Origin of the sequence: Bradyrhizobium sp. IC3195 (assembly GCF_020193585.1) — a bacterium.
Taxonomy (GTDB): Bacteria; Pseudomonadota; Alphaproteobacteria; order Rhizobiales; family Xanthobacteraceae; genus Bradyrhizobium; species Bradyrhizobium yuanmingense.
On record NZ_JADYVG010000029.1, the window covers coordinates 38,007 to 63,041 of the forward strand.

The following is a 25,035-nucleotide window of genomic DNA, read 5'->3' on the forward strand; positions in this document are numbered from 1 at the left end:
GCCGCAGGCTATGATGCGTCCAAGTCGTGAGCAGCTTGCTGTTTGCTTGCGCAAAAAGTGGATAGCGGACCTTGTCGATTAATTGCTTCATGGTTTCCCATCTTCAGACGATCCTGTCGTCAAGGTCGATCACCTCCGATCGCCGGCATCACAGGGGTTTGGCATGCGATCAACAACTGCTCTTCGCTTCGCCGTGTTCGTGCTATCTGCGTCCTTCCTGTTTGCGCCGTCCGAGCCCGCGACGGCCGAGGAATTGCTGAAGGCGCGGCTCGCCCAGAATCTTGGGCCGATCTCGGGACTGGCGATCGTTGCCAATGCGAAGGGCCTTTTCGCCAAGCACGGGCTCGACATCTCGGTCTCCAATTTCACCAGCGGGAAGCAGTGCCTCGATACGGTGCTTGGGGGAGGGGCGGATTTCGCGACAACAGCCGAGGCGCCGGTCACGGCGGCCGCGATGGCGCAACAGCCCATCGCCTTCGTGGCGGGGATGGAATATTCGGATCTGAAGACCATGACCGCAGCTTCTGCCGGGATCAAGACGAAGGCCGATCTGCGTGGAAAGCGAATCGCCTTCACGGCCGGAACCGGCAGCGAAGTCTACACCTCGGTTCTGTTGAAAGCGGCGGGCCTGACCTCGAAGGACGTGACGCTCGTCAACCTGCGACCGCAGGAGATGCTCCCTGCCATGGCGGCCGGCAGCATCGACGCATTCGACACCTGGGAGCCGCACGTCGCGAATGCGAAGAAGGCTCTCGGCGAAGGCGCGATCCCGCTTGATACCAAAGGTCTCTACTCGGAGACCTTCAATATCGTCGTGACGCAGTCTTACCTCGCCGCCAACCCGGCGATCGTCAGCAAGTTCCTGGCGTCCCTCATCGAAGCCGAGGGCTGGCTCAAGGCGAATCCAGGTGAAGCAATCGACGTCATCGCAGCGGCGACGGGGATGAAACGCGTTGAATTGGCGTCGATCTGGACGGACTACGTCTACCATGTGCGCCTCGACGACAGGATTCTCACGACGCTGAAAACCCATGCCGCCTGGCGGCTCGAGACCGGCAATCATCCCCCTGGAGCGAGCATGCCCGATTTCACGAAAGTCCTGGTGACGGCGCCGCTGAAGGCGCTCGATCCAGCTCGCGTCACGCTGGGGGCACGCCCGTGAGCGTCGGCAGACGCAGCAGCGCGACCGAACGGCTGAGCGTACTGGTCGCCGTCCTCTCCGTGCCCGCCTTCACAGGCATGTGGGAACTGGTTGCGCGCTCCGGCATCGTGAACACCGTGCTGTTTCCGCCGCCATCGACCGTCGCCGTCGCCGTTCTCGAATGGATTCGCAGCGGACAATTCTTCGCCGACCTGATGGCGAGCCTCGCGCGCGTGGCCGCGGGATTTGCCATCGGGGCCGCGGGCGGAATCGTGCTCGGCATCCTGACCGGCCGGTTTCGGCTGGTGTCCAGCCTGCTTTCGCCCTTGTTTCACATCCTTCGCCCAATTCCTCCCATAGCCTTCGTGCCGATCGTCATCCTTTGGTTTGGCCTCTCGGAAACAGGCAAGCTTTTCCTGGTCGTTTGGGGCGTGTTCTTCACGGTATGGCTGGCGACCCACATCGGGGTGCAGAAAGTCGACCGCGGACTTATCCGTGCCGCCCAGATGCTCGGCACGCCGCAACCGCAGATGCTGTGGGAAATCGTCCTTCTTGGCGCGCTGCCCTATATCACGGTCGGTCTTCGAACCGCGGTGAGCATCTCCTTCTACACGCTGGTCGCCGCCGAGTTGGCAGGAGCGTTCGCCGGTATCGTTTATCGTATCGAAATAGCGCAACAGAACATGCAAACGGGTCAGGTCATGGGCGGGCTGGCGGCTCTCGGGCTGCTTTCCTTCGTCGCCGACCGTTCCTTCGCAATTCTTGCCGAACGTGCCGTGTGGTGGCGATGATCCCGAGCCTGCTTCGTCCAGACCAGCCGCTCAGGCTCGTGGATACGCACTCGCCGTCCGCCGCGGCGCGTCAGGCGATCATCCGGGTCGAGGATTTGAGCATCGTCTTCGATGCGCCGAGCGGGCAGGTCATCGCGGTCGACCGCGTATCCCTGGCAGTAGCCCAGGGGGAATTCGTCTCGATCGTCGGTCCATCCGGCTGCGGCAAGTCCACGCTGCTGAATGCAATGGCCGGGCTCGAGCGGCCGTTCGGAGGACAGGTGCTCATCGCCGGCGAGGCAATGCGCAAGCCACGGCCCGAGATCGGAATGGTCTTCCAGCAGCCACATCTGTTTCCGTGGAAATCGGTGCGCCGGAATATCGCGCACGGGCCCCGCGCCCTCGGCAAGCCGAAAGCGGAGGCGCTGCGGATTGCCGACGGCCTCATCGAGATGATCGGCCTGACCAGATTTGCGTCGGCATATCCGCACACGCTATCGGGGGGCATGCAGCAGCGGGTTGCGATTGCCCGTGCCCTCGCCAATCAACCACGTGTCCTGTTGATGGACGAGCCGTTCGGAGCGCTGGATGCGCAGACCCGGGCGGTCATGCAGGACAATCTGCTCGAGCTCCGCGAGCGGATCAATGCAACAATCGTCTTCGTCACACACGACATCGATGAAGCGATCCTTCTCTCTGACCGTGTGCTGATCATGAGCGCCGGACCTGGCCGCATCCTCAGGGATCTTCAGGTGAGCCTGCCGCGGCCGCGCTCCAGCGCCATCGTCGCGGAGGCCGCCTATCTCGCCCTCAAGCGGGATTGCCTTGACCTGATCCGCTCGGAAGGCCGCAGGGCCTTCGAGCAGATGGAAATCAAGACGTAGGCGCCTGACGATATGTTCTGGCATGGCTCTTGAATGGCTTTCCCCCGCGGCGGCAGGGGAGCGAGCAGATGTCAGCGGCAAGTCTCAGGAATGCGACCGGCATCATGCTGGCGGGATCGGATGCTCTGGTCGGGTCGCTGCCGAGCTTGTTGGATCCGTTGTGTGAGGCTGACCGGCGTCGTGTCCTCGCCATCGGCCGCGAGGAGGTCCTGCCGGCAGGCAAGCATGTCTGGCGTCAGGGCGATCTGCAGAACGGCATATATCTGATCGAAGAGGGGCGTATTCGCAGCTACTACGCGGCACCTTCCGGACGCGAGGTGACGCTGGCCTACTGGTTTGCCGGCAACTTCGTCGGCGGCCCCGATCTGTTCGGTGCTGGTGCCCACGTATGGTCTTCGGTTGCAGTGGAACGAAGCCGAGTGACGTTCTTGCCCGGCCCAGCCCTGCGTGCGCTGGCGCTTCAATCGGCAAGTATCGCAGTCGCGCTGCTGGATGCGCTCGCCTTCAAGGCACGGTGCTACTCGGCCATGGCGCAAATGCTGGGGACCCGCTCGGTGACCGAGCGGCTGCATCGTCTGTTGGTCTTCCTCTCGAAGATCTACGGTTCGCAGCAGGGCCGCGAGATCGTGATCGGGATCCCGTTCACGCATGGCGATCTCGCCAATCTGATCGGCTCAACCCGCCAATGGGTGACGGTGCAGCTTTCCCGCATGCAGGCAAGAGGCGTCATCCGTTATCACCGGGGCCTGATTGTGATCCTCAATCTGCGCGCCCTCGATCTCGAAGTGGTCTAGGAGGCGGCCTTCGGATATTCCTTTAGATCGAACAGTCTGGCCTTCGCATCGGGCAGCCATCGTTCGGCAAGGTCGAGAACAACATGGTCGCGCCACGCAGGCGCCAGCAAAGTGATACCCATCGGCATGCCGTTGCCGAGCGTTGCATTGGGAACCGACACCGCGCACAAGTCCACGAGATTGGCAAAATAGGAGTAGTAACCGAGGCGGTTGTTGAGCGTGATGGGATCTTCCATCATCTCCGCAATCGTGAAGGGGCGTGGCGCGGTCGGTACCACCAGAACATCGATCTCCTCGAAAAGCGTTTGGATCTGGCGTCGCAGCTTCCAAAGTCGATGTTGCGCGGCGAATGCATCTGTTGCGGAAAACCGGGCAGCTCCGCTCAGCACGTTGCGGATGACGTCAAGCAGGTCTCCCTGATCGATGTTCATGAGCTTGCTGATCGCCGCATGACGTTCGGCAATCCAAGGCCCTGAAAAGAGCATTTCACCGGCTTCGGCGAAAGGCGCGAAGTCAATGTTCCTGGCTTGACCTCCCAATCCCGAAAGCCTCGTGCAGGCCTGCCTGTAGAGGTCATCGCATTCCGGCATGCCGAATGAATTGAGATGACCGACAGGGACCTGGCCGAACCGGAATTTGCGAGGAGGTGGGAAGGACGAGGCAATCCGTTGGCGGCTAAAGGGATCACTGTCGTCGAATCCTTCGATCAACCCGAGCAGAATTCGACCTTCGGCAATGGAATTGCAGAAGATCGAGGGACAATCGAGCGTCGGACAGTTCGGCACAAGTCCCCGGGACGAGACGAGGCCGACGGTTGGCTTGATCCCGATGATTCCGTTGAAACCTGCGGGAATCCGGCCTGAGCCGCCGGTATCTGTGCCGAGAGCGAAGGCAACATGGCCGGATGCTACGGCAGCAGCCGAGCCGGAGCTCGAACCGCCGGAGACATACAGATCGTCCGCCGCACTGGAACAGGCGCCGTAGGGGGAGCGGGCGCCGGACAGTCCGGTTGCGAACTGATCCAGGTTGGTTTTGCCAAGACAGATCGCACCCGCGGCCGCCAATTTCTCGACGCATCTAGCCGATTGCGCAGCCCTATATTCGAATGACGGGCAGGCTGCTGTCGTTGGCATGGCCTCAACGTCAATATTGTCCTTGACGCCGAATGGCACGCCAAGGAGCGGCAGGACTTCACCCTCTTCCGCTCGTTGCACAAGGGCATCAACCTCAGCCAGCGCTTCTTCCATGGGCCGCACATAGATCCAGCAATTGCGGTGCCGGTCCCGCTCGATGCGCTCATAGGCGCTTATGATGATGGAGGCTAACTCGGCACGGGAACGGAGGGGTCGGCTCTGCGCGGATAGGATCGCTTGCGGCACGGAATAAGCTCCTGAGGGCATGACCCCACGAATATGAAGCCGCTGCCCAGCAATGAAAGCAACTAAGCGCCTCAACCGCACCGGCGGGACTCGAGTCTGCAACCAAATCGTTATGAGCGGCAGCAAATGGCGGAGAGAGTGTCAGTCAATCCTGATTGACGTATAAGCTGTTTTCATTCCGAAGGGCGGCAGTCAACGGTCCTGGCTACTGGGCGCTTAGACACGCCTCGTAACATGACGAGGTAATGAAGATGGCGACGAAACGGCTCTTTGACGACTTCGACTTCGAAGGCTTCTGGAATGACTGTCCGTATTCCCTGGAGAACTATGTCGAGCCTCCGCCGACCGACGAGCTGATCGCCTCCATTGAGCATGAAATCGGAGGGTATCGGCTGCCGGCGGCCTATGTCGACCTCGCACGGCGCCACAATGGCGGAATGGTCAAGCGCAACTGCCATCCAATGAAGGAGCGTACAGGCTGGGCGGAGGACCACGTGGCTATCGAGGGGCTCTTCGCTCTTGGCCGTACGTCCACCTATTCACTCGCCGGGAAGTTTGGCGCCAAGTTCATGATCGAGGAATGGGGCTACCCGCCGATTGGCGTCGGAATCGCCGACACGCCGGCCGGCGGCCACGAACTGATCATGCTGGACTACCGGAGCTGCGGAAAGCGGGGCGAGCCGCAGGTCGTGTACGTCGACCAGGAGGATGACTGCCGTATCGTCGTCGTCGCGCCGGACTTCGAGACCTTCATTCGCGGCTTGGTCGAGGAGTCCGAGTACGACACTGCTGAGGAGGATCGGGCCGCTGCGATCGCGACCGTCGAGCGGGGAACGTTATCGCCAATCGTGGTGCGAGCCTTGGCCGCCGTCGGCGACCGTCTGCCGCACGGCGAGCGAATGTTGCGCACCTTGGCCCGGCAGATCGTGGACGAGAAAGGCTTCTTTGCCCTGCACGACGACGAGCGCTCACATCTGATGTATGGACTGATGTTCTGGCTTTATTCGAGCCTCCGTACGGCCAGATCCTTCGAAGCTTTCGTAGGCCGTCCCGAGACCGGCGCCTCCTACGACTCGCCTTGTTACGAGCTGATGATCGCTTTCGACCTTGTCACCGAACCTTACGGCTTCAACACGCGCGGGTACGCCGAGGGCTTTGTGAGGGACTGGTGGGACGCGTGCGTCGCCCGCGGCGACATGGCCGAGATGGCGGAAGGCTACCGTCTGACTTCCAGGGCCGAGGCGGCCCTGCTCGGACGCTTGGCGACGATTGCTGGCCCCGAAGGCAAATAAGCCGGCGCCATTGATTTGAGCGGGTGGCGGAGAGAGTGGGATTCGAACCCACGGTACGGTTTCCCGCACACACGCTTTCCAAGCGTGCGCCTTAAGCCACTCGGCCATCTCTCCGGAGCGCCCTCTCTTGAAGGGGCGCCGACGATTTTGCAAGGGATCGCGGAGATATCGGGCGATTTTTCCGCAACTTACTGTATTTGCAGCACAATATCCGGCTCCGCGGGCACCCGAAGCGGCCGCGGGGCTGAACCGCGGGCGGCCCTGGCGCGACGATTCACGGCAAGCCGCCACACACGACCGGGGACGCCATGACCATCCGCAAGACCATCGCCGCCCTGAGCCTGATTTCGACCCTCGGCTCCGCCCTTGCCGCGCCGGCCCTGGCCCAGGTCTGCACCCGGCAGGGGGTCGACGTCAGCTGCGACGACGGACGGCGCGGGGTGCTTTCAGGCGATGCCATCCTCTGGCCGGACGGCACGCGCTCCAGCTCGGCGCCGCATCAGAGCGTGATCATCGGCAACAAGAGCTCGGTGCATGTCGGGCCCGGCGTGTTCGTCGGCCAGGGCAAGGGCGTGGTGCCGCTGGATAATCCGAACGCGCCGAACAAGCGGCAATGCGCGATCCTGGACGGCGTGTCGTATTGCTATTGAGGGGCGCTCTTGCCTTCTCCCCCTTGCGGGAGAAGGTGGCGCGAAGCGCCGGATGAGGGGTTGCATCCACGAATCTTGCTGCGAGACGTTCACGCGTGGAGAGACACCCCTCACCCGTCTCGCCGCTGTCGCCATAGCAGATGCAAAGCATCGGCGTTCTTAAGAACGGCGGCCAGAGGCCCCCTATGCCACCCTCTCCCACAACAAGGGGAGAGGGTGAGATCGAGCCAAGCTGAGATTAGATCAACCGCACGCCTGAGATCGCCGACTTCAACCAGCGCAGCGCCTGCGGCGGCTGGGCCGCGAGCGGCGCCACGGCGGCCTTCTCGGTGCGGCACTTCTCGAGCTCGGCGACGAAATCGGCGGACCATTGCTGGATGGTGTGGCCGCGCAGCTTCTTCATCATCGCGTCCCAGCGCATCTTGCGCTCGGTGAGCGGCATCGAGGCCGCGACCGCAATCGCGCGGGCCATGCCGTCGAGGTCGTGCGGATTGACCAGCAGCGCGGCATCGAGCTCGTTGGCGGCGCCGGCGAACTTCGACAGCACCAGCACGCCGGGATCGGCGGGGTTTTGCGCGGCGACGTATTCCTTGGCGACGAGGTTCATGCCGTCGTGCAGCGGCGTCACCACGCCGACCTGCGCGGTGCGGTAGAGACCGGCGAGCACGGCCTGGCTGAAGCCTTTGTTCAAATAGCGGATCGGCGTCCAGTCGACCTCGCCGTGGCGGCCGTTGACGTCGGTGACGAGGCGCGCGACCTCGTTCTGGAGATTGCCATAGGCCTCGATGCCGCCGCGCGAGGGATTGGCGATCTGGAGCAGCGAGATGCTGCGCGCAAACTGCGGCTGCTCGGTCCAGAGCCGGTCGAATGCGCTGATTCGGTTGACGAGACCCTTGGAATAGTCGAGCCGGTCGACGCCGATCGCGAGGCGCTCGCCGTTGAGGCTGCGGCGCAGGCGCGACACATCCGGATGCGCGGCCGACTTCGCGGCATAGGCGGCGAACTTCTCCGCATCGATGCCGATCGGGAAAACTTCACAGCGCGTGCGCCCATGCTGCGAGACCACGACCCCGTCCTCGATGGTGAGGCCGAGCTCGGCGCCGACATAGCCGAGGAAGTTCTGCCGATCTTCCTCGGTCTGGAAGCCGAGCAGATCATAGGCCAGCATCGCGGTGATCAGCTCGCGATGGTTGGGTACGCCCTGCATCACAGCAGTGACGGGCCACGGCGTATGCAGGAAGAAGCCGATGGGATCATCGACGCCGAGCTCGCGCAGCTCGGCACCAAGCGCGAGGAAATGATAGTCCTGAACCCAGAACGCAGTCCGGGCTTTGCGGAAACGCATCAAGGCGCGCGCCATGAAGGCGTTGACCTCGCGATAGCTGACATAGTCCTCGCGCGAGACGCGGATCAGGTCGCTGCGCGAATGCAGCGCCGGCCACAGCGCCGAATTGGCAAAGCCTTCGTAGTATCCGCCGTAATGGGCCGCCGGCAGATCCAACGTCGCAATCGCGCCTGTCCCGAGCGCCTCGATCTCGGCGAACGGCTCCTTCTGGTGGCCATCACGCACCCGGCCGGAGGAACCGACCCAGATCGCACCAGAATGTTCCACAACGGGAAGCAATGCCGCCGCAAGGCCGCCCGTCATGGGCTCGTTGGGTTTGCCGCGGGCGACGCGATTTGAAACGACGATCAAGTTCACAGGTCGTCCCCTCCTGTTCATTCCGCCCCATTTAACTGCCGTTCATCAATATGGTTCCTGATCATCGTTTCAACCAATTGAAACCAAAATCGGGCGTGCGCGTTGGAACTGGTTTCGCTCGTGGAACCCAGTCATTTCGCTGCAAAGACAGCGTTTCCGGTCCTGTTGCGCAGCATGCATTGCAGCGCGCAATGGCGCTGCGATGGAAGCCTTTGTGTCTGCGAGATGACGCTGCCTTGGTTTCACCTGGGATCGAGCAGATGTGCAAGGAACGCACGCACATCCGCCGGCGCATCGAAGTGGCCATTCACGCCCATGGCGCGGCGGCCGACCGAGAACGCCAGCCCGTCCATGTCGGGCATGATCGCGAACACGGTCTCATCGGTGACGTCGTCACCGATGAACAGCGGACGACGTCCTTTGAACGGCGCGCGCTTCATCAACTCGCGCACGCCGCTCGCCTTGGTGAATCCGGAATGCTTGATCTCGCAGACGAACTTGCCCGGCAGCACCTCGATCGGCGCATTGGGCAGATCGGCGCGGATCAGTGAGACGGATTCGTAGATCGCCTTCTCCGCATGCGGCGCCAGGCGGTAATGCAGCGCGAGCGAATAGCCCTTGTCCTCGAGCAGGATACCAGGGCTGAGCTTGGCGATGGCGGCGAGGCGCCGCTTCAGCTCCTTGTCGAGCGGCGGCGCGTGCAGGGCATCCGCTTCACTGTCCACCGCCAGCCGCATCTCCGCGCCATGACCGGCGACGGCGCGGAACACGTCGGGCGCGAAGATCAGGTCGATGTCGTTGAGCGAGCGGCCGCTGACCAGCGCCAGCGCCCCCGAGGTGCGCTCGGTCAAAGCTTTCAGCGTTTCCGACAGGCCCGGCGGCACCCACACCTCGCGCGGCGTCGGCATCAGCTCAAGCAGCGTGCCATCGATGTCGAGCAGAATGGCGATTTCATCGAGATGCGGCACCAACGCATGCGGCACCGGCACCGTTTCCGGCGTCTCGTCGTCATCAGGTATGGTGAGCTTCTGGTCCAACGCCATTTCCGCAAGTTCCGATTTCATTAGTCTACTCCATAAAGGCGAGCGGCCGCGCGATGTGTTCGAGCGATTTGCGCTCGGCGGCGACGGCATAGCGCCACGCCACGATCGCAGCCGCGATCATCAGGACGGCCCCCAGCAGATAGCCGGCGAATACGCTAGTGCGCGATCCCGTGTCGATCAGCGCGCCGAACAACGCCGGCCCGATCACGCCGCCGATGCCGGTGCCGACCGCATAGAACACCGCGATCGCCAGCGCGCGAACCTCGAGGGGAAAGGTCTCGCTGACGGTGAGATAGGCCGCGCTCGCGGCGGGCGAGGCGAAGAAGAAGATCACCATCCAGGCGATGGTCTGCCCCTGCGCGCTCAGGACACCGATCGAGAACAGATAGCCTGATAGCGCCAGCAACAGGCCCGATGCGCCATAGGTGAACGTGATCATGGTGCGGCGTCCCAGCGTATCGAACAGGCGGCCGAGCAGCAGCGGCCCGAGGAAATTGCCGGCCGCGAACGGCAGCAAGTACCAGCCGACGTGGTCGGCCTTGATGCCATAGAAATCAGTCAGCACCAGCGCGAAGGTGAAGAAGATGGCGTTGTAGAAGAATGCCTGCGCGCTCATCAGCACGAGGCCGACCAATGCGCGCCGGCGATAGACCGAAAACAAGGTGTGGACCACCTCGGCGATCGGCGTGTGATCGCGCATCTTCAGGCGGATCTTGGTGAAGCGTCCGTCGCTGGTATCCTGGTCGTGCCCGATCACCGACCGCTCGATCCCGTCGACGATGGCATGGGCCTCGTCGGGACGACCATGAATCATCAGCCAGCGCGGACTTTCCGGGATCCACATCCGCATCAAGAGCACGACGAGGCCGAGGGCGGCGCCGATCAGATAGGCCAGGCGCCAGCCGAGATCGGGAGCGAATACTGCGGGATCGAGCAGCACGATGGCCGCCACTGCGCCCATCGCAGCCCCGATCCAGAAGCTGCCGTTGATCACAAGATCGGTCCAGCCGCGATAGCGTGCGGGCACCAACTCCTGGATCGTCGAGTTGATCGCTGTGTACTCGCCGCCGATTCCGGCGCCGGTGAGAAAGCGGAACAGCGCGTAGCTCGCGACGTCCCATGACAGCGCGGTTGCGGCCGTTGCCGAGAGATAGAGCGCGAGCGTGATGAAGAACAGCTTCTTGCGGCCGATACGGTCGGTCAGCCAGCCGAAGCCGAGCGCACCGAGCACGGCGCCCGCGAGATAGGCGGAGTTGGCGATGCCGAGATCGAGATTGGAGAACTGCATCGATGGGCTTTGCTTCAGCGCACCGGAGAGCGCACCCGCAAGCGTCACCTCGAGGCCGTCGAGAATCCAGGTGATGCCCAGCGCGAGCACGACGCGGGTGTGAAAACCGCTCCACGGCAGCGCATCGAGCCGCGAGGGAATGCTGGTCTCGACGATGCGGTCGGTCACGGCCGCCGCCGGGACTACGGGTGCATAGTTCAGCGCTGGGCTCTGCTGCAGTTCCATCGGATTGTTGCGTCTGATCAATGGAAGCGGCCCCGGCTCACATGACGTCGACGGGGTCGATCCGATCATCGGGGTGCGGCATTCTGCCTGCCACCTGCGACAACGTTTGCGAGGGGGCCGGGTTCCCGCGGGAACGCCAGCGAGCACCGCTCGTTTCCGCTGGACCCGCAAGGAGTTGGCGCATGGCTCAGGTCAGAAAGACGACACATTCTCGAAACAGCAGCCCGCGCAAGACGGCACGCAAGGCAAACACCCGGCGGAGCGGGACCGCGCACAAGAGCACCAAACGCGCCACAAGGCGCTGGTCGCAGCGCGTGACGGAGGAGAGCGATGCGCTCGACCTCAAGCAAGGGGTGTTCAAGCTGACCAGCGCGAAGAGGATTGCGGCCTCGCTGAAGCGCTCGGCCGAGCACAGCTCGCGACGCAAGACCGGCGCCTATCGGTCGGCGCTGTCGATGCTGACCTTCTACATCAACCGCGCCGGCAAGACGCTGCCCAAGACGCAGCGCACGCGACTGGAGCGCGCGAAGGTCGAGCTGAAGCGGGCGTTCGGAAGGGAATGAACTCACTCCGCTGTCGTTCCGGACAGCGGAGTGTAAGGCGATAGCGCGGCCCTTCGGGACCGCGAGCTACAGGAGCAGCGAACCTACGCCGCGCGGATATTCTCCATGAAGCGGTCGAGCTCGGCGCGAAGGCGGGTGCTTTCGCTCGATAGTGTCTTGGCCGAGTTCAGCACCTCTTCCGAGGCCGAGCCGGTCTCGGCGGCGCCGCGGTTGACCTCGCCGATATCGGTGGCCGCGGTCTGGGTGCCCTGCGCCACGGTCTGGACGCTGCGGGCGATCTCCTGGGTGGCGGCGCCCTGCTGCTCCACCGCGCTCGCGATCGAGGTCGAGATCGACGAGATCTGGCCGATCGTCGCGCCGATCTCCTTGATCGCCGCAACCGATTCGGCGGTGGCGCCCTGCATGCCCGTGATGTGCGAGGAGATCTCGTCGGTCGCCTTCGCGGTCTGGCTTGCCAGCGATTTCACCTCGCTCGCAACCACCGCGAAGCCGCGGCCGGCTTCACCGGCGCGGGCGGCCTCGATGGTGGCGTTCAGCGCGAGCAGATTGGTCTGCTCGGCGATCGCGGTGATCAGCTTGACCACCTCGCCGATCTGCTGGGCGGCATGCGAGAGCTTGCCGATGCGGCCGTCGGTCTCCTTGGCCTGCATCACAGCAGCCTCCGCGATGCGGCTGGAATCGCGCACCTGGCGGCCGATCTCCTCGACCGAGGCCGACAACTCTTCGGTCGCGGTCGCGACCGACTGCATGTTGGAGGAGGCCTGCTCGGAGACGCCAGCGACCTGGCTCGACAGGCTCTGCGTGGTCTCGGCGGTGCGGGTCAGCGTGGAGGCGGCCGATTCCAGTTGCACGGCCGAGGCCGAGACGTTGGAGACGATGGCGCCGACCGCGCTCTCGAAATCGTCGGCAAAGCGAATCAGCTCGGCGCGGCGGCTTGCGGCCTGCTCGCGGTTCTGCACTTCGCTGGCGGCGGCATCGCGCTCGGCCTTCGCGACGGCCTGGATCTTGAACTCCTCGACCGCGCCGGCCATCTCGCCGATCTCGTCCTTGCGGCCAAGACCCGGCAGCACGACGTCGAAATTGCCGGAGGCCAGCTCGCGCATCGCCTTGCACATCGCGATCATCGGCCGCGAAATGCCGTTGCCGAGCCACAAGGCCAGCACGATGCCGATGGCCAGCCCGCCGAGCGCCATCATCAGCATCAGCTGCTGGGTCTCTACGATCGTCGCATTGGCGCTCGCCTCGATGCGTTGCTGGTCCGCGGTGAGATCCGAACGCAGCTCGGCCGAGAGCTTGAGGATGGTCGCCGCCGTCTTGGTCATCTCGCCGTTCAGCTTGACGATGACCTTCACGTTCTCGGTCAGCTTTGCGAACGAGGTGCGGTACTGCTTCAAGAGATCGCCGATCTCCTTGACGCGATCGGTGATCTTCTGGTCGTTCGCGTAGACAGAGACCAGCAGCGTCTCGAGGAACTTGATGCGGGCGATCACGCCGTCGGCGGTCTTCGGCTCCGGCTTGGCGACGAAAGCGCTGACCGAGGTCGAGACCGCCAGATATTGCGAGGTGATGTCCTTGGCCGTGGTCTGCACCGAGGAGAGACCCGCCAGCGCCGCGGTGTCGGCGAGATCGTCGAATTTGAAGCGGATCTTGTTGCCGACACTGTTGAGCTCGTCGGCCGCGATCTTGTTGTTCTCGCGCGTCAGCGTGATGATCTCGCTGAAGACTTTCGTAAAGCTCTGGAACTCGGCCTCGAGCTTGCCGACCTGCTCGCGGCGAGCCGCGCCCGTGGTGGCGGCCATCGATTTGGCGATCGCGCTCTTCAGATTTCCTTCAGCGGCCTTGGCCGCGGTCTCGTCATCAGCCGCGCCGGTCAGGGTATAGGCCCGTGCCAGCCCCTGATAGGCGATCAGCTCGCGATCGACCGTCCGCGCCAGATCGGCTTCCGCTACGCTGGTGCGGTAGGAGGCCACAGCGCCTGCGATCCGCTCGAAGCCGAAATAGGCGAACGCCATGCTGACGGCGAGGATGGCGAGCACCGCCACGAAGCCGAGGATGATTTTTGCGCGAAAACGCAGCGTTGGCAGCTTCGATTGGCGCGACTTCGATTGGCTCGATTTGGACGTGACCGACATTCCCCCACCCCATTCCATTCGCGGAAAACCAGGCGCAGCCGGGAAGCAGCCCGCTTCCGACTCGTGTGCACGGTAACCGGCAAAGGATAAGCTGCGGTAAACTTGTGGCGCCGCAACTGGCGGTTAGGTGACGTAGGGATTTGTTAAGGTGCGCTTTACTACGCCGCCCTGATGTTCGCCATGAAGCGGTCGAGCTCGGCGCGAAGACGGGTGCTTTCGCTCGACAGCGTCTTGGCCGAGTTCAGCACCTCTTCCGAGGCCGAGCCGGTCTCGGCGGCGCCGCGGTTGACCTCGCCGATATCGGTGGCCGCGGTCTGGGTGCCCTGCGCGACGGTCTGGACGCTGCGGGCGATCTCCTGGGTGGCGGCGCCCTGCTGCTCCACCGCGCTCGCGATCGAGGTCGAGATCGACGAGATCTGGCCGATCGTCGCGCCGATCTCCTTGATCGCCGCAACCGATTCGGCGGTGGCGCCCTGCATGCCCGTGATGTGCGAGGAGATCTCGTCGGTCGCCTTCGCGGTCTGGCTTGCCAGCGATTTCACCTCGCTCGCAACCACCGCGAAGCCGCGGCCGGCTTCACCGGCGCGGGCGGCCTCGATGGTGGCGTTCAGCGCGAGCAGATTGGTCTGCTCGGCGATCGCGGTGATCAGCTTGACCACCTCGCCGATCTGCTGGGCGGCATGCGAGAGCTTGCCGATGCGGCCGTCGGTCTCCTTGGCCTGCATCACAGCAGCCTCCGCGATGCGGCTGGAATCGCGCACCTGGCGGCCGATCTCCTCGACCGAGGCCGACAACTCTTCGGTCGCGGTCGCGACCGACTGCATGTTGGAGGAGGCCTGCTCGGAGACGCCAGCGACCTGGCTCGACAGGCTCTGCGTGGTCTCGGCGGTGCGGGTCAGCGTGGAGGCGGCCGATTCCAGTTGCACGGCCGAGGCCGAGACGTTGGAGACGATGGCGCCGACCGCGCTCTCGAAATCGTCGGCAAAGCGAATCAGTTCGGCGCGGCGGCTTGCGGCCTGCTCGCGGTTCTGCACTTCGCTGGCGGCGGCGTCGCGCTCGGCCTTTGCAACGGCCTGGATCTTGAACTCCTCGACCGCGCTGGCCATCTCGCCGATCTCGTCCTTGCGGCCAAGACCCGGCAGCACGACGTCGAAATTGCCCGAGGCGAGCTCGCGCATCGCCTTGCACATCGCAATCATCGGCCGCGAGATGCCGGTGCCGAGCAGGAAGGCGAGGACCGCGCCTAACAGCGTGCCGCCGACGGCCAGCATCAGCACCAGCTGCTCGGTCTGCCCGATGGTCGCCGCCGACTCCGAATCCAGCCGCTGCTGCTCGGCGACGAGGTCCGCCTTCATGGCGGTGGCGCCTTGCTGGATCGCGCCGGCCGAGCCGCTCATCTCCGTGACGAGGCCATCGACCAGCTTGGCGTTGGCGATCAACTTCTCCAGCGCCTCGCGATAGGCGCCGAGGATGGACTTGGCCTCCTTGAGGCCAGCGACAATCTTGTCGTCCATGGAATAGACCGCACCCAGCGAGTTCTCGACGAATTTCAGCCGCGCGAGGGCGCTGTTCGCGATCGCCTGATCGGACGTCAGCACGAACTGGGTGGCTGCAGCGCTTGCGGTCTGGAATTGGGCGTTGACCTGCTTGGTGCCGAACTCGATCGCCTGCGCTTCGGCGTCGGAGGCGTTGTTGCCGATGTCGTCGAGCTTGTACTTCAGAAGATTGGCTTGGCGCTGGAGCTGGTTCTGCACCAGCAGCGCGCTGTCGCGCTTGGCCTGGAGCACCTTGGCGAAGGTGGCGGAGAAGTTGGAGAACTCCTTGGCGAGCTTGCCGAGGCTTTCCTGCCGCGGCGGCTGCTTGGCGCTCTTGACGGCCTGGTCGATGGCGTTCTTCAGGCTGGCCTCGGCATCGAGCGCCGCCTTGGCGTCGTCTTCCTTACCGGTGACGACGAAATATTTGGCGGCCGAACGATAGGCGAGCAGCTCACGGTCGATGTTACGCGCGAGATCGGCCTCCGACACGCTGCTGCGGTACGATCCGACCCCGGCGGCGACCCGCTCGAAGCCGAAATAGGAAAACGCCATGCTGCCGGCGGAGATCACCAGCACGGCGGCGAAGCCGAGTATGATCTTTGCGCGGAACTTGAGGGTCGGAAATAGTGCACGCTTCGACGGCGACGCGGTACGCCCGGACATTCCCAACCCCCAGCTCATGTGATTCTGCGGCCCGGAAGCAGCCCTTTCCGAACGTTGCGGAAAATTAGGGCAGAATCCTCAAGGGGTGGTAAATCCGTCCGGGCTTGCGGGGAGCGGCTGCCGTGTTGCGGCTCACCGGAAAACGCCCTACTCTCGATAATTATCAGGCACTTGGCATCAGACCGAGCCTTAAGGGAGAAACGGAGTGGGGCAAACCGATTTTCGGTTTGGCGGTGCGTCTGGCGTTGCCGTGGCCAAGTCGAAGGCCGCGAGCGTCGATGACGCCGTGGCCGAGCTGGCGGCCCAGCTCCCGTCCGACGGGCTGGCGCTGATCCTGGTGTTCGTCTCCCCCAGCTACGACCCCGATCGCTTCATCGCGGAGATCAGCCGCCAATTCGACGACACCCAAGTCTGCGGCTGTACCACCGCGGGCGAGCTTGCTCCTGACGGCTGGGACGAGAACAGCGTCGTGGCGCTGGCGTTCAGCCGCGCGGACTTTTCCGCGGTGGTGCGGCCGATCTTCAATCTCGACAGCTTCCGCGTCGAGGACGGCCGCAGGATCGGCGGCGAGCTCCGGCAAGAGCTGTTGCGGGCCGCGCCGCAGGTCGAGCACGGCAGTCCCTTCGGCCTGGTCCTGATCGATGGCCTGTGCCGCCGCGAAGAAGCGGTGATGTCCGCGATCTATGCATCGCTGGACGATATTCCGGTCGTCGGCGGGTCGGCAGGCGACGGGCTGCGCTTCGAGAAGACATTCGTGTTCTTCGACGGCAAGGCACACAGCAATGCCGCCCTCTTGATCCTGCTGAACACCTCGTTGCCGTTCCGCGTCTTCAAGTGCGACAATTTCGAGCCGCAGGCGCAGAAGATGGTGGTGACCGAGGCCGACATCGAAAACCGCATGGTCCGGGAGCTGAACGCAGAGCCTGCTGCGCAAGAATATTCGCGCGTGGTCGGCATCATCGATGCCAAGCTCGATCCGTTCTCCTTCGCCTCGCATCCGGTCCTCGTGCGCGTCGGCGGCGCCTATTACGCACGCTCGATCCAGCGGGTCGAGCCGGACGGCTCCTTGCATTTCTTCTGCGCCATCGACGAGGGCATGGTGCTGACCGCCGCGACCTCGCGAAGCCTAGTCGGCGCGGCCCGCGAGACGTTCGCCGACATCCGCGACCAGATCGGAGACGTCTCGCTCTATATCGGCTTCGAATGCCTGCTCCGCCGGCTCGATGCCGAGCAGCATCAGCTCGCCCGCGACATGTCAGAACTGTACCGGCAGAACCGTGTGGTCGGCTTTCACACTTACGGCGAGCAGTTCGGCTCCATGCATGTGAACCAGACCTTCACGGGAGTTGCGATCGGAAGGCGCCCGTCGTGACGGACATGTGGCAGGGCCCCGATGCGGTCGACCAGCTCAGGCGCGAGGCCGCCAAGCTGAGGAAGATCAATGCCGCGCTGATGTCGCGCGTCGAGCGCTCGATGGACCAGCAGCTCAACGCCTTTTCATTGTTCGAAACCGCCATCGCGCTCGACCACAAGGTTCGCGACCGGACGCACCAATTGCGCGAGGCGCTGCATTCGGTCGAGCGTGCCAATGAGGGACTCTACCGCGCCAAGCAGCAGGCAGAGGCGGCAAGCTCGCTGAAATCCTCCGTGCTGATCTCGGTCACCCACGATCTGTTGCAGCCGCTCAACGCGGCGCGCCTGACCCTGTCCGCACTGACGGAGATGATGGAGTCGCAGGAAGCGGGCGTGCTGATCGACCAGGCGAGCCGCTCGCTGGTGATGCTGGAGGACCTGCTGCGCTCGCTGCTGGAGATCGCCAAGCTCGATTCCGGCGCGCTCAAGCCCGACGTGCGCGCGATCGCGCTGGCCCCCCTGTTCGAGCAGCTCCGCAACGAGTTCGAGCCGATCGCCGCGCGGCAAGGCCTGTCCTTGCGCATCCGCCCCTCTCAGCTCGCGGTGATGTCGGATGCGATGATGCTGCGGCGGATCCTGCAGAACCTGCTCGCCAATGCCATTCGCTATACCCGCAGCGGCGGCGTCGTGATCGGATGCCGGCCGCGCAGCGGGCAGATCTGCGTCCAGGTCTCCGACACCGGACCCGGGATCGCGCAGGCGCAGCAGGAGGCGATCTTCCGCGAATTCCAGCGCGGCGATGCCAATGCGGCCGACCAGGCCGGCTTCGGACTCGGCCTCTCCATCGTCCGCCGCTTCGCCAGCGAGCTCGGGCACGAGGTGCGGCTTTCGTCACAGCTCGGCAAGGGATCGACCTTCACCCTGGAGCTGGAGCCGGCCGACCTCACTGAAGTCGCCGACGAGGCGCAGGAGATCGCGCCCGCCGCGCGGCACTACGATTACAGCGGGCTCGAAGGCGCCAAGATCCTGCTGATCGAGAACGATCCGAACGGCTCGGAGGCGATGGCCGCGCTGCTGGAGGGATGGGGCTGCGACGTCGCGACCACGCGATCGGGTGCGGACGCGCTCGTGCGCCTCAGCGAGCTCGGCGGCGCGCCCGATGTCGTGATCGCCGACCTCCATCTCGACCACGGCGAAAGCGGCCTGTCGGCCATCACCGACGTGCGGGAGCATTTGAAGCTCGACACGCCCGCCATGATCATCACCGCCGACTATTCCGAACAGGCGGCGAAGCAGGCGAGCCTGCAGGGCCTCGAAGTGCTGAAGAAGCCGATCAAGCCGGCCGAGATGCGGGCGCTGCTGTCGTTCCTGCTGAGCTGAAGCGCGGATGATCTTCGCCTCGTCTTCCTTGCGGCGGGGCTATCGGACGTAGCCAAGACAAAAATGTCGAAAACAACCCCATGCAAAGTAGACAGGGGCCTGTCACTCCTCCTCCATCGCCTTGATTAGATTGTCGCGGAGCTTGACGACGCTTTTCTGCAGCCGCGCGAACTCATCGGGCTTTAGTCCGCTCGACTTCACGAGATTCATGTGCATGCCTTTCTCGCGGAGGCGTCGGCCGGCGTCGGTGAGACTGACGCGCACCTGCCGCTCGTCGGCGGGATCGCGCTGGCGGCGCAAATAGCCCGCCGCCTCGAGCTTTTTGAGGATCGGCGTCAGGGTGTTGGATTCCAGGAACATCTTGTCGCCGAGTTCGCTGACGGTTTGGTCGTCCTGCTCCCACAGCGCCACGATCGCGATCCACTGGGGGTAGGTTAGGCCGAGCTCATCGAGGCCCGGCTTGTAGGCTCGTCCGTAGGCGAGGTTGGCCGAATAGATCGCGAAGCACAGGAAATCGTCGAGGCGCCGGTCGCCCTCGGCCGGTTTCGGCTGATTGGTCGTTGAATCATCTCTGGAATCGTCTCTGAATTCGGCTCTGGGACCGTTCTTCAGGCTCATGGGGGTGCCCTCTCCAACACGGACATGTGAAAGTCCGCGTGCATATATATCGTGTCCGATTAAATCGGAAGGTTGACATTGAGGCTCCAAGGCACCTTATATCGCGTACACGATTATATCGTAAACGCTACAATTCGGAGAGAAGCAATGCCTGCCCCCGATGCAAATGAGACCACCCAAGCGCCAACGATCGACATGAAGCTCGAAGTCGTCGTCATCCCTGTTTCGGACGTCGATCGCGCCAAGAAGTTCTATGCGAACCTCGGATGGCGGCTCGATGCCGATTTCGCCGGGCCTGACGACTACCGCGTCATCCAGTTCACACCTCCCGGCTCCCCCTCCTCGGTCATTTTCGGCAAGAACGTGACCGCGGCGGCGCCCGGCTCCGCCCAGGGTCTGTACCTGATCGTCTCCGACATTGAAGCCGCGCGAGACGATCTGCGCGGTCGCGGCGTCGAGGTCAGCGAAGTCTTCCACGCTGAAGGCGACGTGCACACCGGACCCGACGAGCCTTATCTGTTCGGGCGCCGTCGGATTGCTGGTCTGGATCCCGCACGCGCCAGCTATCGCTCGTACGTCTCGTTCAACGATCCCGATGGCAACGGCTGGCTGTTCCAGGAGATCACCACGCGATTGCCGGGACGCGTAGAGGCAGCAGGAACAACATTCACCTCCTCGTCCGAGCTCGCGAGCGCGCTCCGACGTGCGGCTAAGGCACACGGTGAGCACGAGAAGCGGAACGGCGGTCAGTACGATGCGAACTGGCCGGACTGGTACGCCGACTACATCGCTCGCGAGCAAGCCGGCCAGCCGCTACCGGCTTGAACCGCGGCTCGCCTCGTTCCGACGAATGACACCGGATTATCCTGAGGGCGGATCGGCCTGCGAACGCTCCCCCTTCAGGCCGGCGCCTTCGCCGGCCAGGGTCGCGAAATCGATCCGGGACATTTCGACGATGGCCTTGGTGCGGCTGAGCACGTTGAGCTTGCGCAGGATGTCGGAGACGTGGACCTTCACCGTGGTCTCGGAGATGTTCAGCTCGAAGGCGATCTGCTTGTTCTGCAGGCCGCGCTTGAGCATTTCGAGCACGCGCAATTGCTGCGGCGTCAGCTCGTGCAGGCGTTTCAGCAGATCCTGCGCCGGGCCGGCGGCGCGTTGCGGGCGGACCAGCCCGCGATAGGCGGCTGGGACACAGACCGCACCGCGCAGCACCTCGCCGATCGACTGCGCCAGCTCCTGCTTGGAGGACGATTTGAGGATGTAGCCGGAGACGCCGAGCGACAAGGCGCCGGCCACGATCTGCGGATCCTGATGCCCTGATACGATGACGACGGGAATCCTGGGAAAGGCCTTGCGGATGCGGATGATGCCGGAAAGGCCCGTGGTGCCCGGCATCGACAGATCGAGCAGGATGAGGTCGAGCTCGGCAGCCGCCGCGGCCTGCTCGAGCGCACCGTCGATCGACGTCGCCTGAAGGATCTCGGCCGCCGGCGCCGCCATCTGGAGCGCGCCCTCCAAGGCTTCTCGAAACAACGGATGGTCTTCGACGATCAGAAATCGCATCACGCGTGAGCCATTCTCGGTTGATTGGCCAGATGATCGACGGGTTCGACGCCGAAACGAGAATGTCGCAGCCGGACCAGACCGGTTTGATCCAGATCAAGCAGGATATTGCGCGTCATTGCGGCCGCCCGCGGTCGGCCCGCGCATAAGGCCGGGCCTTGGGATCCGGCAGGTCCACCTTGCCGATCTCGATGATCGCCTTGTTGCGGCTGAACAGGCCGAGCTTGCGCAGGATTTCCGTGATATGCGCCTTCACCGTGGATTCGGCGAGCTGAAGCTCCTGGCCGATCTGCCGGTTCGGATAGCCGCGCCGCAGCAGATCGAGCACGCGAAGCTGCTGCGGCGTGAGCTCGCGCAGCTTGACCTCGAGCGCCTTGCTGGCCTCGGCCCGGCGCCGCTGCGACGTTGCCACGAAATCCTTCGGCACCGACACCGATCCGTTCAGCACGCCCTCGATCGACTGCGCCAGCTCGCGCTTCGACAGCGACTTCGGCAGAAAACCCGCGGCCCCAAGCTCCAGCGCCTCGCGAACGACGCGCTGGTCCTCCTCGCTCGACACGATGGCGACGGGCAGGCGTGGATGGGCCTCGCGCAAGCGCAGAAAGCCGGAGAAGCCGGTCGCATCGGGCAGCAGGAGGTCGAGCAGTGCGAGGTCGATGCCCTCGCCCTGCTCGGCCGTCAGGATGTGAAGGGCGTCCTCGATCGACATCGCTTCGACAATCCGCGCCTCCGGCAGAGCCAGCCGCACCGCATTACCGAGGGCCTCGCGAAACAGCGGATGATCGTCGATGATCAGGAAGCTGGTCATGGCGCCTTCAAAGGACTGCACCGCCGAATGCTGCACCGTACGGGCATCCGCCGCCGCAGCGGAAGAGGCGGAACCATCCGGCATCAATCCGGCACCGGGATGGCGCCGGATGAACGCTACCACATCCTCCCGATCGGGTTCGGTCAAGACCGTTCAATCGTTCGATTCGACCTGGACCGTCAGCAGGAAGGAATAGATGCTGTTGACCTGGTCCTCGGTATAGACCTCCTTCCAGGCCGGCATGCCCTTGTTCGGCCGTCCCTCCTGCACGGTGGTCAAATATTTCTCGCGCATCTCGTCGCCGTAGCGGTGACGCAGCAGCCGCAGATCGATCTTGCGCTCGCTCTGGATCGCATCGGGACCGTGGCAGTGGGCGCAGGTTCCGTTGAAGATCTCCTTGCCCGCGCCGACGGCCTCAAGGCCCGGCGCGACCGCATCGCCCTTGGTCTCGGTCGCCACGACATTGGCGACCTGGACGACGCCGGCTCCGCTTCCCGTGCCCGTCGTCAGCGGCGCTGGCGTCGGCGCTGCGCCAAAGCGAACCGGCGCGCCGCCCGGCAAACCGTATTTCACGGCGAGCTCGCCGATCTTGCCCTGAAGCTGCGGCAACACGGCATTGACGCGGTCGCGCAACTCGGTCGAGGCCTTGGCAAAGCCGATGGCGGCGTCCCATGACAGGCCCTCGCCCTCGGTGAGCTCGATCTGGTAGCGGCCGCCGTAGCTGGTCTTGTTCAGCCAGCCGGCGACCGGGCCCCAGATGAAGGCGACGTCGGCCCGGCCCTGGTCGAGCGCCTGCATGCCCTCCTCAGGCGACAGCACCGTCACTTTCTGGATGTCGTCGCGGCTGGCGAGCAGGTTTTGCGGCGTGCTGGCGAACTGCACGGCGACACGCTTGCCCTTGAGGCCGTCGATGCCGCCGACCGCCGCGCCCTTGGTGGCGACGAGGGCATAGCCCTCTTTGGCGAAGACGTCGGAGAAGATCACGGCCGGGCCCATGAAATCTGCGGACCGCGGCAGCCCGATCATGGCGTCGCATTGCTTGCCGAGCAGCGTGACCCGCACGGTGCGCTTGCCGAAATAGGATTTGTACCAGTCATAGGCGATCGGCCGGCCGAGCGCCTGCGCCAGGGCCTGCCCGATCTCGACATAAAAGCCCGGCTTCGACGAACTGTCGCTGGAGAATGGAAGGTTGGTCGGATCGGCGCAGAGACGGAACGGTTGCGCCTCGTTGGCCTGCAGCGGCGAGGCCGGAACGATCAGCGCCGCGGCGGCACATGCGAGCAGGCCTGCGATGGCGCGATGTCGGCTCGCACCGGTGGCGGAATGATTCGGACGCATCCTCGTCTCCCTTGGTGTTTCGCTTGACGTTTCTCTTGGCGTTGCCGTTGTTGCGCCGGAGCTTGTTGAGCCAGGCGCGGCGGCACCAGGCACCGCCCGATGCCGCAGCTAAAGTCCGGAGAAAGCGCGCGCGTATCCCGTCACCTCGAGGATACGCGCGCGAGTTGTCACTGGACGGAGAACACGAAGAGCGAGCCGCCCTCGGGGGCTGCGGCCGTCATCTTCTTTCCTACCTCGCCCAGGAACGCAGGCAGCGCAGCGGTGCGGCCGACGACGATGGCGACATATTGCTTGCCGTCGACCTGATAGGTCACCGGGCCTGCGCCGATGCCGGAGCCGAGATTTTTGCTCCACAGCACCTTGCCGGACTTCGCATCGATGGCGCGGAAGTCGCCATGGATGTTGCCGGCAAACACGAGGCCGCCGCCGGTGGTCAGCGTACCGCCGTTGAACGGCAGGTCTTCCTTGATCGACCAGACCTTCTTCTGCGCGACCGGATCCCAGGCGACGAGCTCGCCGAGGAAGCCGCCGGGGCCTTCCTTGGTCGGGAATTCGGCGCCGAGATAGAACACGCCGCGCTTGTAAGTGACGTCGCTGACCGACCAGTCCATGCAGACGTTGTTGGACGGGATGTAGACCAGGCCGGTCTGCGGGTTGAACGACATCGGCTGCCAGTTCTTGCCGCCGATCAGGTTCGGGCAGATGTCCTTGGCGGGATGGCCCGGCCCCGGACGCTTGTCGGGATCCTCGACCGCGCGCATCGTGGCGACGTCCCACTTCTTGGCCCAGTTGGAGAACACGTATTTCTCCGCCGACAGCACCTTGCCGGTCTCACGGTTGGCGACGAAGAAGAAGCCGTTGCGATCGGCCTTCATCAGAGTCGGAACGGTGCTGCCGCCGATCTTGAGATCCGCGAGCACGGCTTCGTTGACGCCGTCATAGTCCCAGGCGTCGGCCGGCGTGGTCTGGATGTGCCACTTGATCTTGCCGGTGTTGGGATCGAGCGCGAGCGTCGAAGCCGTGTAGAGGTTGGTCAGCTTGCCGAAATTGCCGTCGCCGGTCGAACGCACCGCCGTGTTCCACGGGGCGGGATTGCTGGTGCCCCAATAGACCGTGTCGGTCTTTGGATCGTAGGAGCCGACCAGCCAGGCCGCGCCGCCGCCATGCTGGGCGGAGTCGCCCTTCCAGGAATCGCCGCCGGGCTCGTCGGGCGAAGGAACGGTGTAGGTCTGCCACACCTGCTTGCCGGTGTTGATGTCGAAGGCCAGCAGCGCGCCGCGCACGCCGTATTCGCCGCCGCCGAAACCGGTGATGACCTTGTCGCGCACGACGAGCGGCGGCGAGGTGATGACCGAGCCCTGCTTGTAGTCGACCACCTTCGCCGTCCACAGCGACTTGCCGGTCGCGGCATCGAGCGCGGTCAGCTTGCCGTCGAGGCGGCCGACGAAGATCTTGCCGTCGGCGTACGAGACGCCGCGGCTGTTCACGTCGCAGCAGGCGTATTGCAGCACGTCCTCGGGAATATCGGGCTCCCAGGTCCATTTGCGCTGCCCCGTCGCCGCATCGAGCGCATAGACGTATTTCGGACCCCACGAGCTCGAAACGTACAGCGTGTTGCCGATGACGATCGGCGAGGATTCGTTCGAACGCAACGACGCCAGCGAGAAGGAGTAAGCGAGCGTCAGCTTCCCGGCGTTCTCGGTGTTGATCTGCTTGAGCGGGCTGAAGCGCGTGTTGCCGTAATCGTGGCCGGCAACGGCCCATTGATTCGAATCGGATTGCGCCTTGAGCACCGAGTCGTTGGCGCGAACGCCCGGTGTAACGGCGGCGAGCATCGCAATCATGGAGATGCCGGCCAAGAAGCCCTTCGTTCCAAAGGTCATGTATTCCCTCCGCGATGTTGTTGTGCACGCC

General features: G+C 64.2%; 21 protein-coding genes and 1 tRNA gene. 10 read left to right on the forward strand and 12 right to left on the reverse strand.

Annotation, left to right across the window (positions count from 1 at the left end):
• Nucleotides 1-163 precede the first annotated feature (163 nt).
• The 4 genes from I6F09_RS33790 (at nt 164) to I6F09_RS33805 (ending at nt 3,589) form a co-directional block, all read left to right on the forward strand.
• Nucleotides 164-1,162: an NrtA/SsuA/CpmA family ABC transporter substrate-binding protein gene (locus I6F09_RS33790; RefSeq protein WP_225189950.1), complete on the forward strand. Its 999-nt coding sequence runs from the start codon at nt 164-166 to the stop codon at nt 1,160-1,162.
• A complete protein-coding gene (locus tag I6F09_RS33795; RefSeq protein WP_225189951.1) occupies nt 1,159-1,932 on the forward strand; it encodes an ABC transporter permease in 774 nt (257 codons plus the stop codon). The genes I6F09_RS33790 and I6F09_RS33795 overlap by 4 nt, the downstream gene beginning before the upstream one ends.
• Nucleotides 1,929-2,795 (forward strand): ABC transporter ATP-binding protein, encoded by an 867-nt coding sequence (locus I6F09_RS33800; protein ID WP_109145524.1) that lies wholly within the window; start codon nt 1,929-1,931, stop codon nt 2,793-2,795. Before I6F09_RS33795 ends, I6F09_RS33800 begins: the two co-directional genes overlap by 4 nt.
• Before the next feature lie 104 nt (nt 2,796-2,899).
• Nucleotides 2,900-3,589 carry a Crp/Fnr family transcriptional regulator gene (locus tag I6F09_RS33805; protein ID WP_225189952.1) on the forward strand — a complete coding sequence of 230 codons (690 nt, stop codon included), beginning with the start codon at nt 2,900-2,902 and terminating at the stop codon, nt 3,587-3,589.
• Here I6F09_RS33805 and atzF read toward each other — a convergent pair.
• Complete coding sequence (gene atzF, locus I6F09_RS33810; RefSeq protein WP_225189953.1) at nt 3,586-4,968, reverse strand: allophanate hydrolase; 1,383 nt, start codon at nt 4,966-4,968, stop codon at nt 3,586-3,588. The genes I6F09_RS33805 and atzF overlap by 4 nt on opposite strands.
• Nucleotides 4,969-5,213: 245 nt before the next feature.
• Here atzF and I6F09_RS33815 point away from each other — a divergent pair, with 245 nt between their 5' ends.
• Nucleotides 5,214-6,260, forward strand: coding sequence for an SMI1/KNR4 family protein (locus I6F09_RS33815; RefSeq protein WP_051057219.1), 1,047 nt, complete (start codon nt 5,214-5,216; stop codon nt 6,258-6,260).
• A gap of 24 nt (nt 6,261-6,284) precedes the next feature.
• On the opposite strand, the gene I6F09_RS33820 is transcribed toward I6F09_RS33815, so the two are convergent.
• Nucleotides 6,285-6,374, reverse strand: a tRNA-Ser gene (locus tag I6F09_RS33820).
• A 194-nt stretch (nt 6,375-6,568) separates the two neighbouring features.
• On the opposite strand from I6F09_RS33820, the gene I6F09_RS33825 reads away from it, so the two are divergent.
• On the forward strand, nt 6,569-6,910 hold the full coding sequence (locus I6F09_RS33825) for a hypothetical protein (RefSeq protein WP_036016053.1): 342 nt from the start codon (nt 6,569-6,571) through the stop codon (nt 6,908-6,910).
• 238 nt (nt 6,911-7,148) lie between these two features.
• On the opposite strand, the gene I6F09_RS33830 is transcribed toward I6F09_RS33825, so the two are convergent.
• From I6F09_RS33830 to I6F09_RS33840, 3 genes are all read right to left on the reverse strand, one after another.
• On the reverse strand, nt 7,149-8,612 hold the full coding sequence (locus tag I6F09_RS33830; protein ID WP_225189954.1) for a trehalose-6-phosphate synthase: 1,464 nt from the start codon (nt 8,610-8,612) through the stop codon (nt 7,149-7,151).
• 242 nt (nt 8,613-8,854) lie between these two features.
• A complete protein-coding gene (gene otsB, locus I6F09_RS33835; protein ID WP_036016048.1) occupies nt 8,855-9,676 on the reverse strand; it encodes a trehalose-phosphatase in 822 nt (273 codons plus the stop codon).
• Nucleotides 9,677-9,680: 4 nt separating this feature from the next.
• Nucleotides 9,681-11,168, reverse strand: coding sequence for an MFS transporter (locus I6F09_RS33840; protein ID WP_225189955.1), 1,488 nt, complete (start codon nt 11,166-11,168; stop codon nt 9,681-9,683).
• A gap of 182 nt (nt 11,169-11,350) precedes the next feature.
• Between I6F09_RS33840 and I6F09_RS33845 the strand changes: the two genes are divergently transcribed.
• The gene (locus I6F09_RS33845; RefSeq protein WP_128265462.1) at nt 11,351-11,731 is read left to right on the forward strand and encodes a DUF3175 domain-containing protein; all 381 of its coding nucleotides are present in this window, start codon (nt 11,351-11,353) and stop codon (nt 11,729-11,731) included.
• An 83-nt stretch (nt 11,732-11,814) separates the two neighbouring features.
• On the opposite strand, the gene I6F09_RS33850 is transcribed toward I6F09_RS33845, so the two are convergent.
• Nucleotides 11,815-13,863, reverse strand: a complete 2,049-nt coding sequence (locus tag I6F09_RS33850) for a HAMP domain-containing methyl-accepting chemotaxis protein (protein ID WP_225143303.1) — start codon at nt 13,861-13,863, stop codon at nt 11,815-11,817.
• 158 nt (nt 13,864-14,021) lie between these two features.
• A complete protein-coding gene (locus I6F09_RS33855) occupies nt 14,022-16,061 on the reverse strand; it encodes a HAMP domain-containing methyl-accepting chemotaxis protein (protein WP_225189956.1) in 2,040 nt (679 codons plus the stop codon).
• 205 nt (nt 16,062-16,266) lie between these two features.
• On the opposite strand from I6F09_RS33855, the gene I6F09_RS33860 reads away from it, so the two are divergent.
• Both I6F09_RS33860 and I6F09_RS33865 read left to right on the forward strand, forming a co-directional pair.
• Nucleotides 16,267-17,433: an FIST N-terminal domain-containing protein gene (locus I6F09_RS33860; RefSeq protein WP_225189957.1), complete on the forward strand. Its 1,167-nt coding sequence runs from the start codon at nt 16,267-16,269 to the stop codon at nt 17,431-17,433.
• Between the two features lie 5 nt (nt 17,434-17,438).
• The gene (locus I6F09_RS33865; RefSeq protein ID WP_225137244.1) at nt 17,439-18,794 is read left to right on the forward strand and encodes a hybrid sensor histidine kinase/response regulator; all 1,356 of its coding nucleotides are present in this window, start codon (nt 17,439-17,441) and stop codon (nt 18,792-18,794) included.
• A gap of 102 nt (nt 18,795-18,896) precedes the next feature.
• Here I6F09_RS33865 and I6F09_RS33870 read toward each other — a convergent pair whose 3' ends face one another.
• Nucleotides 18,897-19,412 (reverse strand): MarR family transcriptional regulator, encoded by a 516-nt coding sequence (locus I6F09_RS33870; protein ID WP_036016140.1) that lies wholly within the window; start codon nt 19,410-19,412, stop codon nt 18,897-18,899.
• Nucleotides 19,413-19,559: 147 nt separating this feature from the next.
• On the opposite strand from I6F09_RS33870, the gene I6F09_RS33875 reads away from it, so the two are divergent.
• A complete protein-coding gene (locus I6F09_RS33875; RefSeq protein ID WP_225113713.1) occupies nt 19,560-20,237 on the forward strand; it encodes a VOC family protein in 678 nt (225 codons plus the stop codon).
• Between the two features lie 36 nt (nt 20,238-20,273).
• Here the strand turns inward: I6F09_RS33875 and I6F09_RS33880 are convergent, their stop codons facing one another.
• From I6F09_RS33880 to I6F09_RS33895, 4 genes are all read right to left on the reverse strand, one after another.
• Entirely contained in the window at nt 20,274-20,975 is a 702-nt protein-coding gene (locus I6F09_RS33880) for a response regulator transcription factor (RefSeq protein ID WP_225189958.1), read from the reverse strand.
• Nucleotides 20,976-21,090: 115 nt separating this feature from the next.
• Nucleotides 21,091-21,783 carry a response regulator transcription factor gene (locus I6F09_RS33885; protein ID WP_036016149.1) on the reverse strand — a complete coding sequence of 231 codons (693 nt, stop codon included), beginning with the start codon at nt 21,781-21,783 and terminating at the stop codon, nt 21,091-21,093.
• Between the two features lie 153 nt (nt 21,784-21,936).
• Entirely contained in the window at nt 21,937-23,121 is a 1,185-nt protein-coding gene (locus I6F09_RS33890) for a transporter substrate-binding domain-containing protein (RefSeq protein WP_225189959.1), read from the reverse strand.
• 167 nt (nt 23,122-23,288) lie between these two features.
• A complete protein-coding gene (locus I6F09_RS33895; RefSeq protein ID WP_063822491.1) occupies nt 23,289-25,004 on the reverse strand; it encodes a PQQ-dependent methanol/ethanol family dehydrogenase in 1,716 nt (571 codons plus the stop codon).
• Nucleotides 25,005-25,035: the final 31 nt, after the last annotated feature.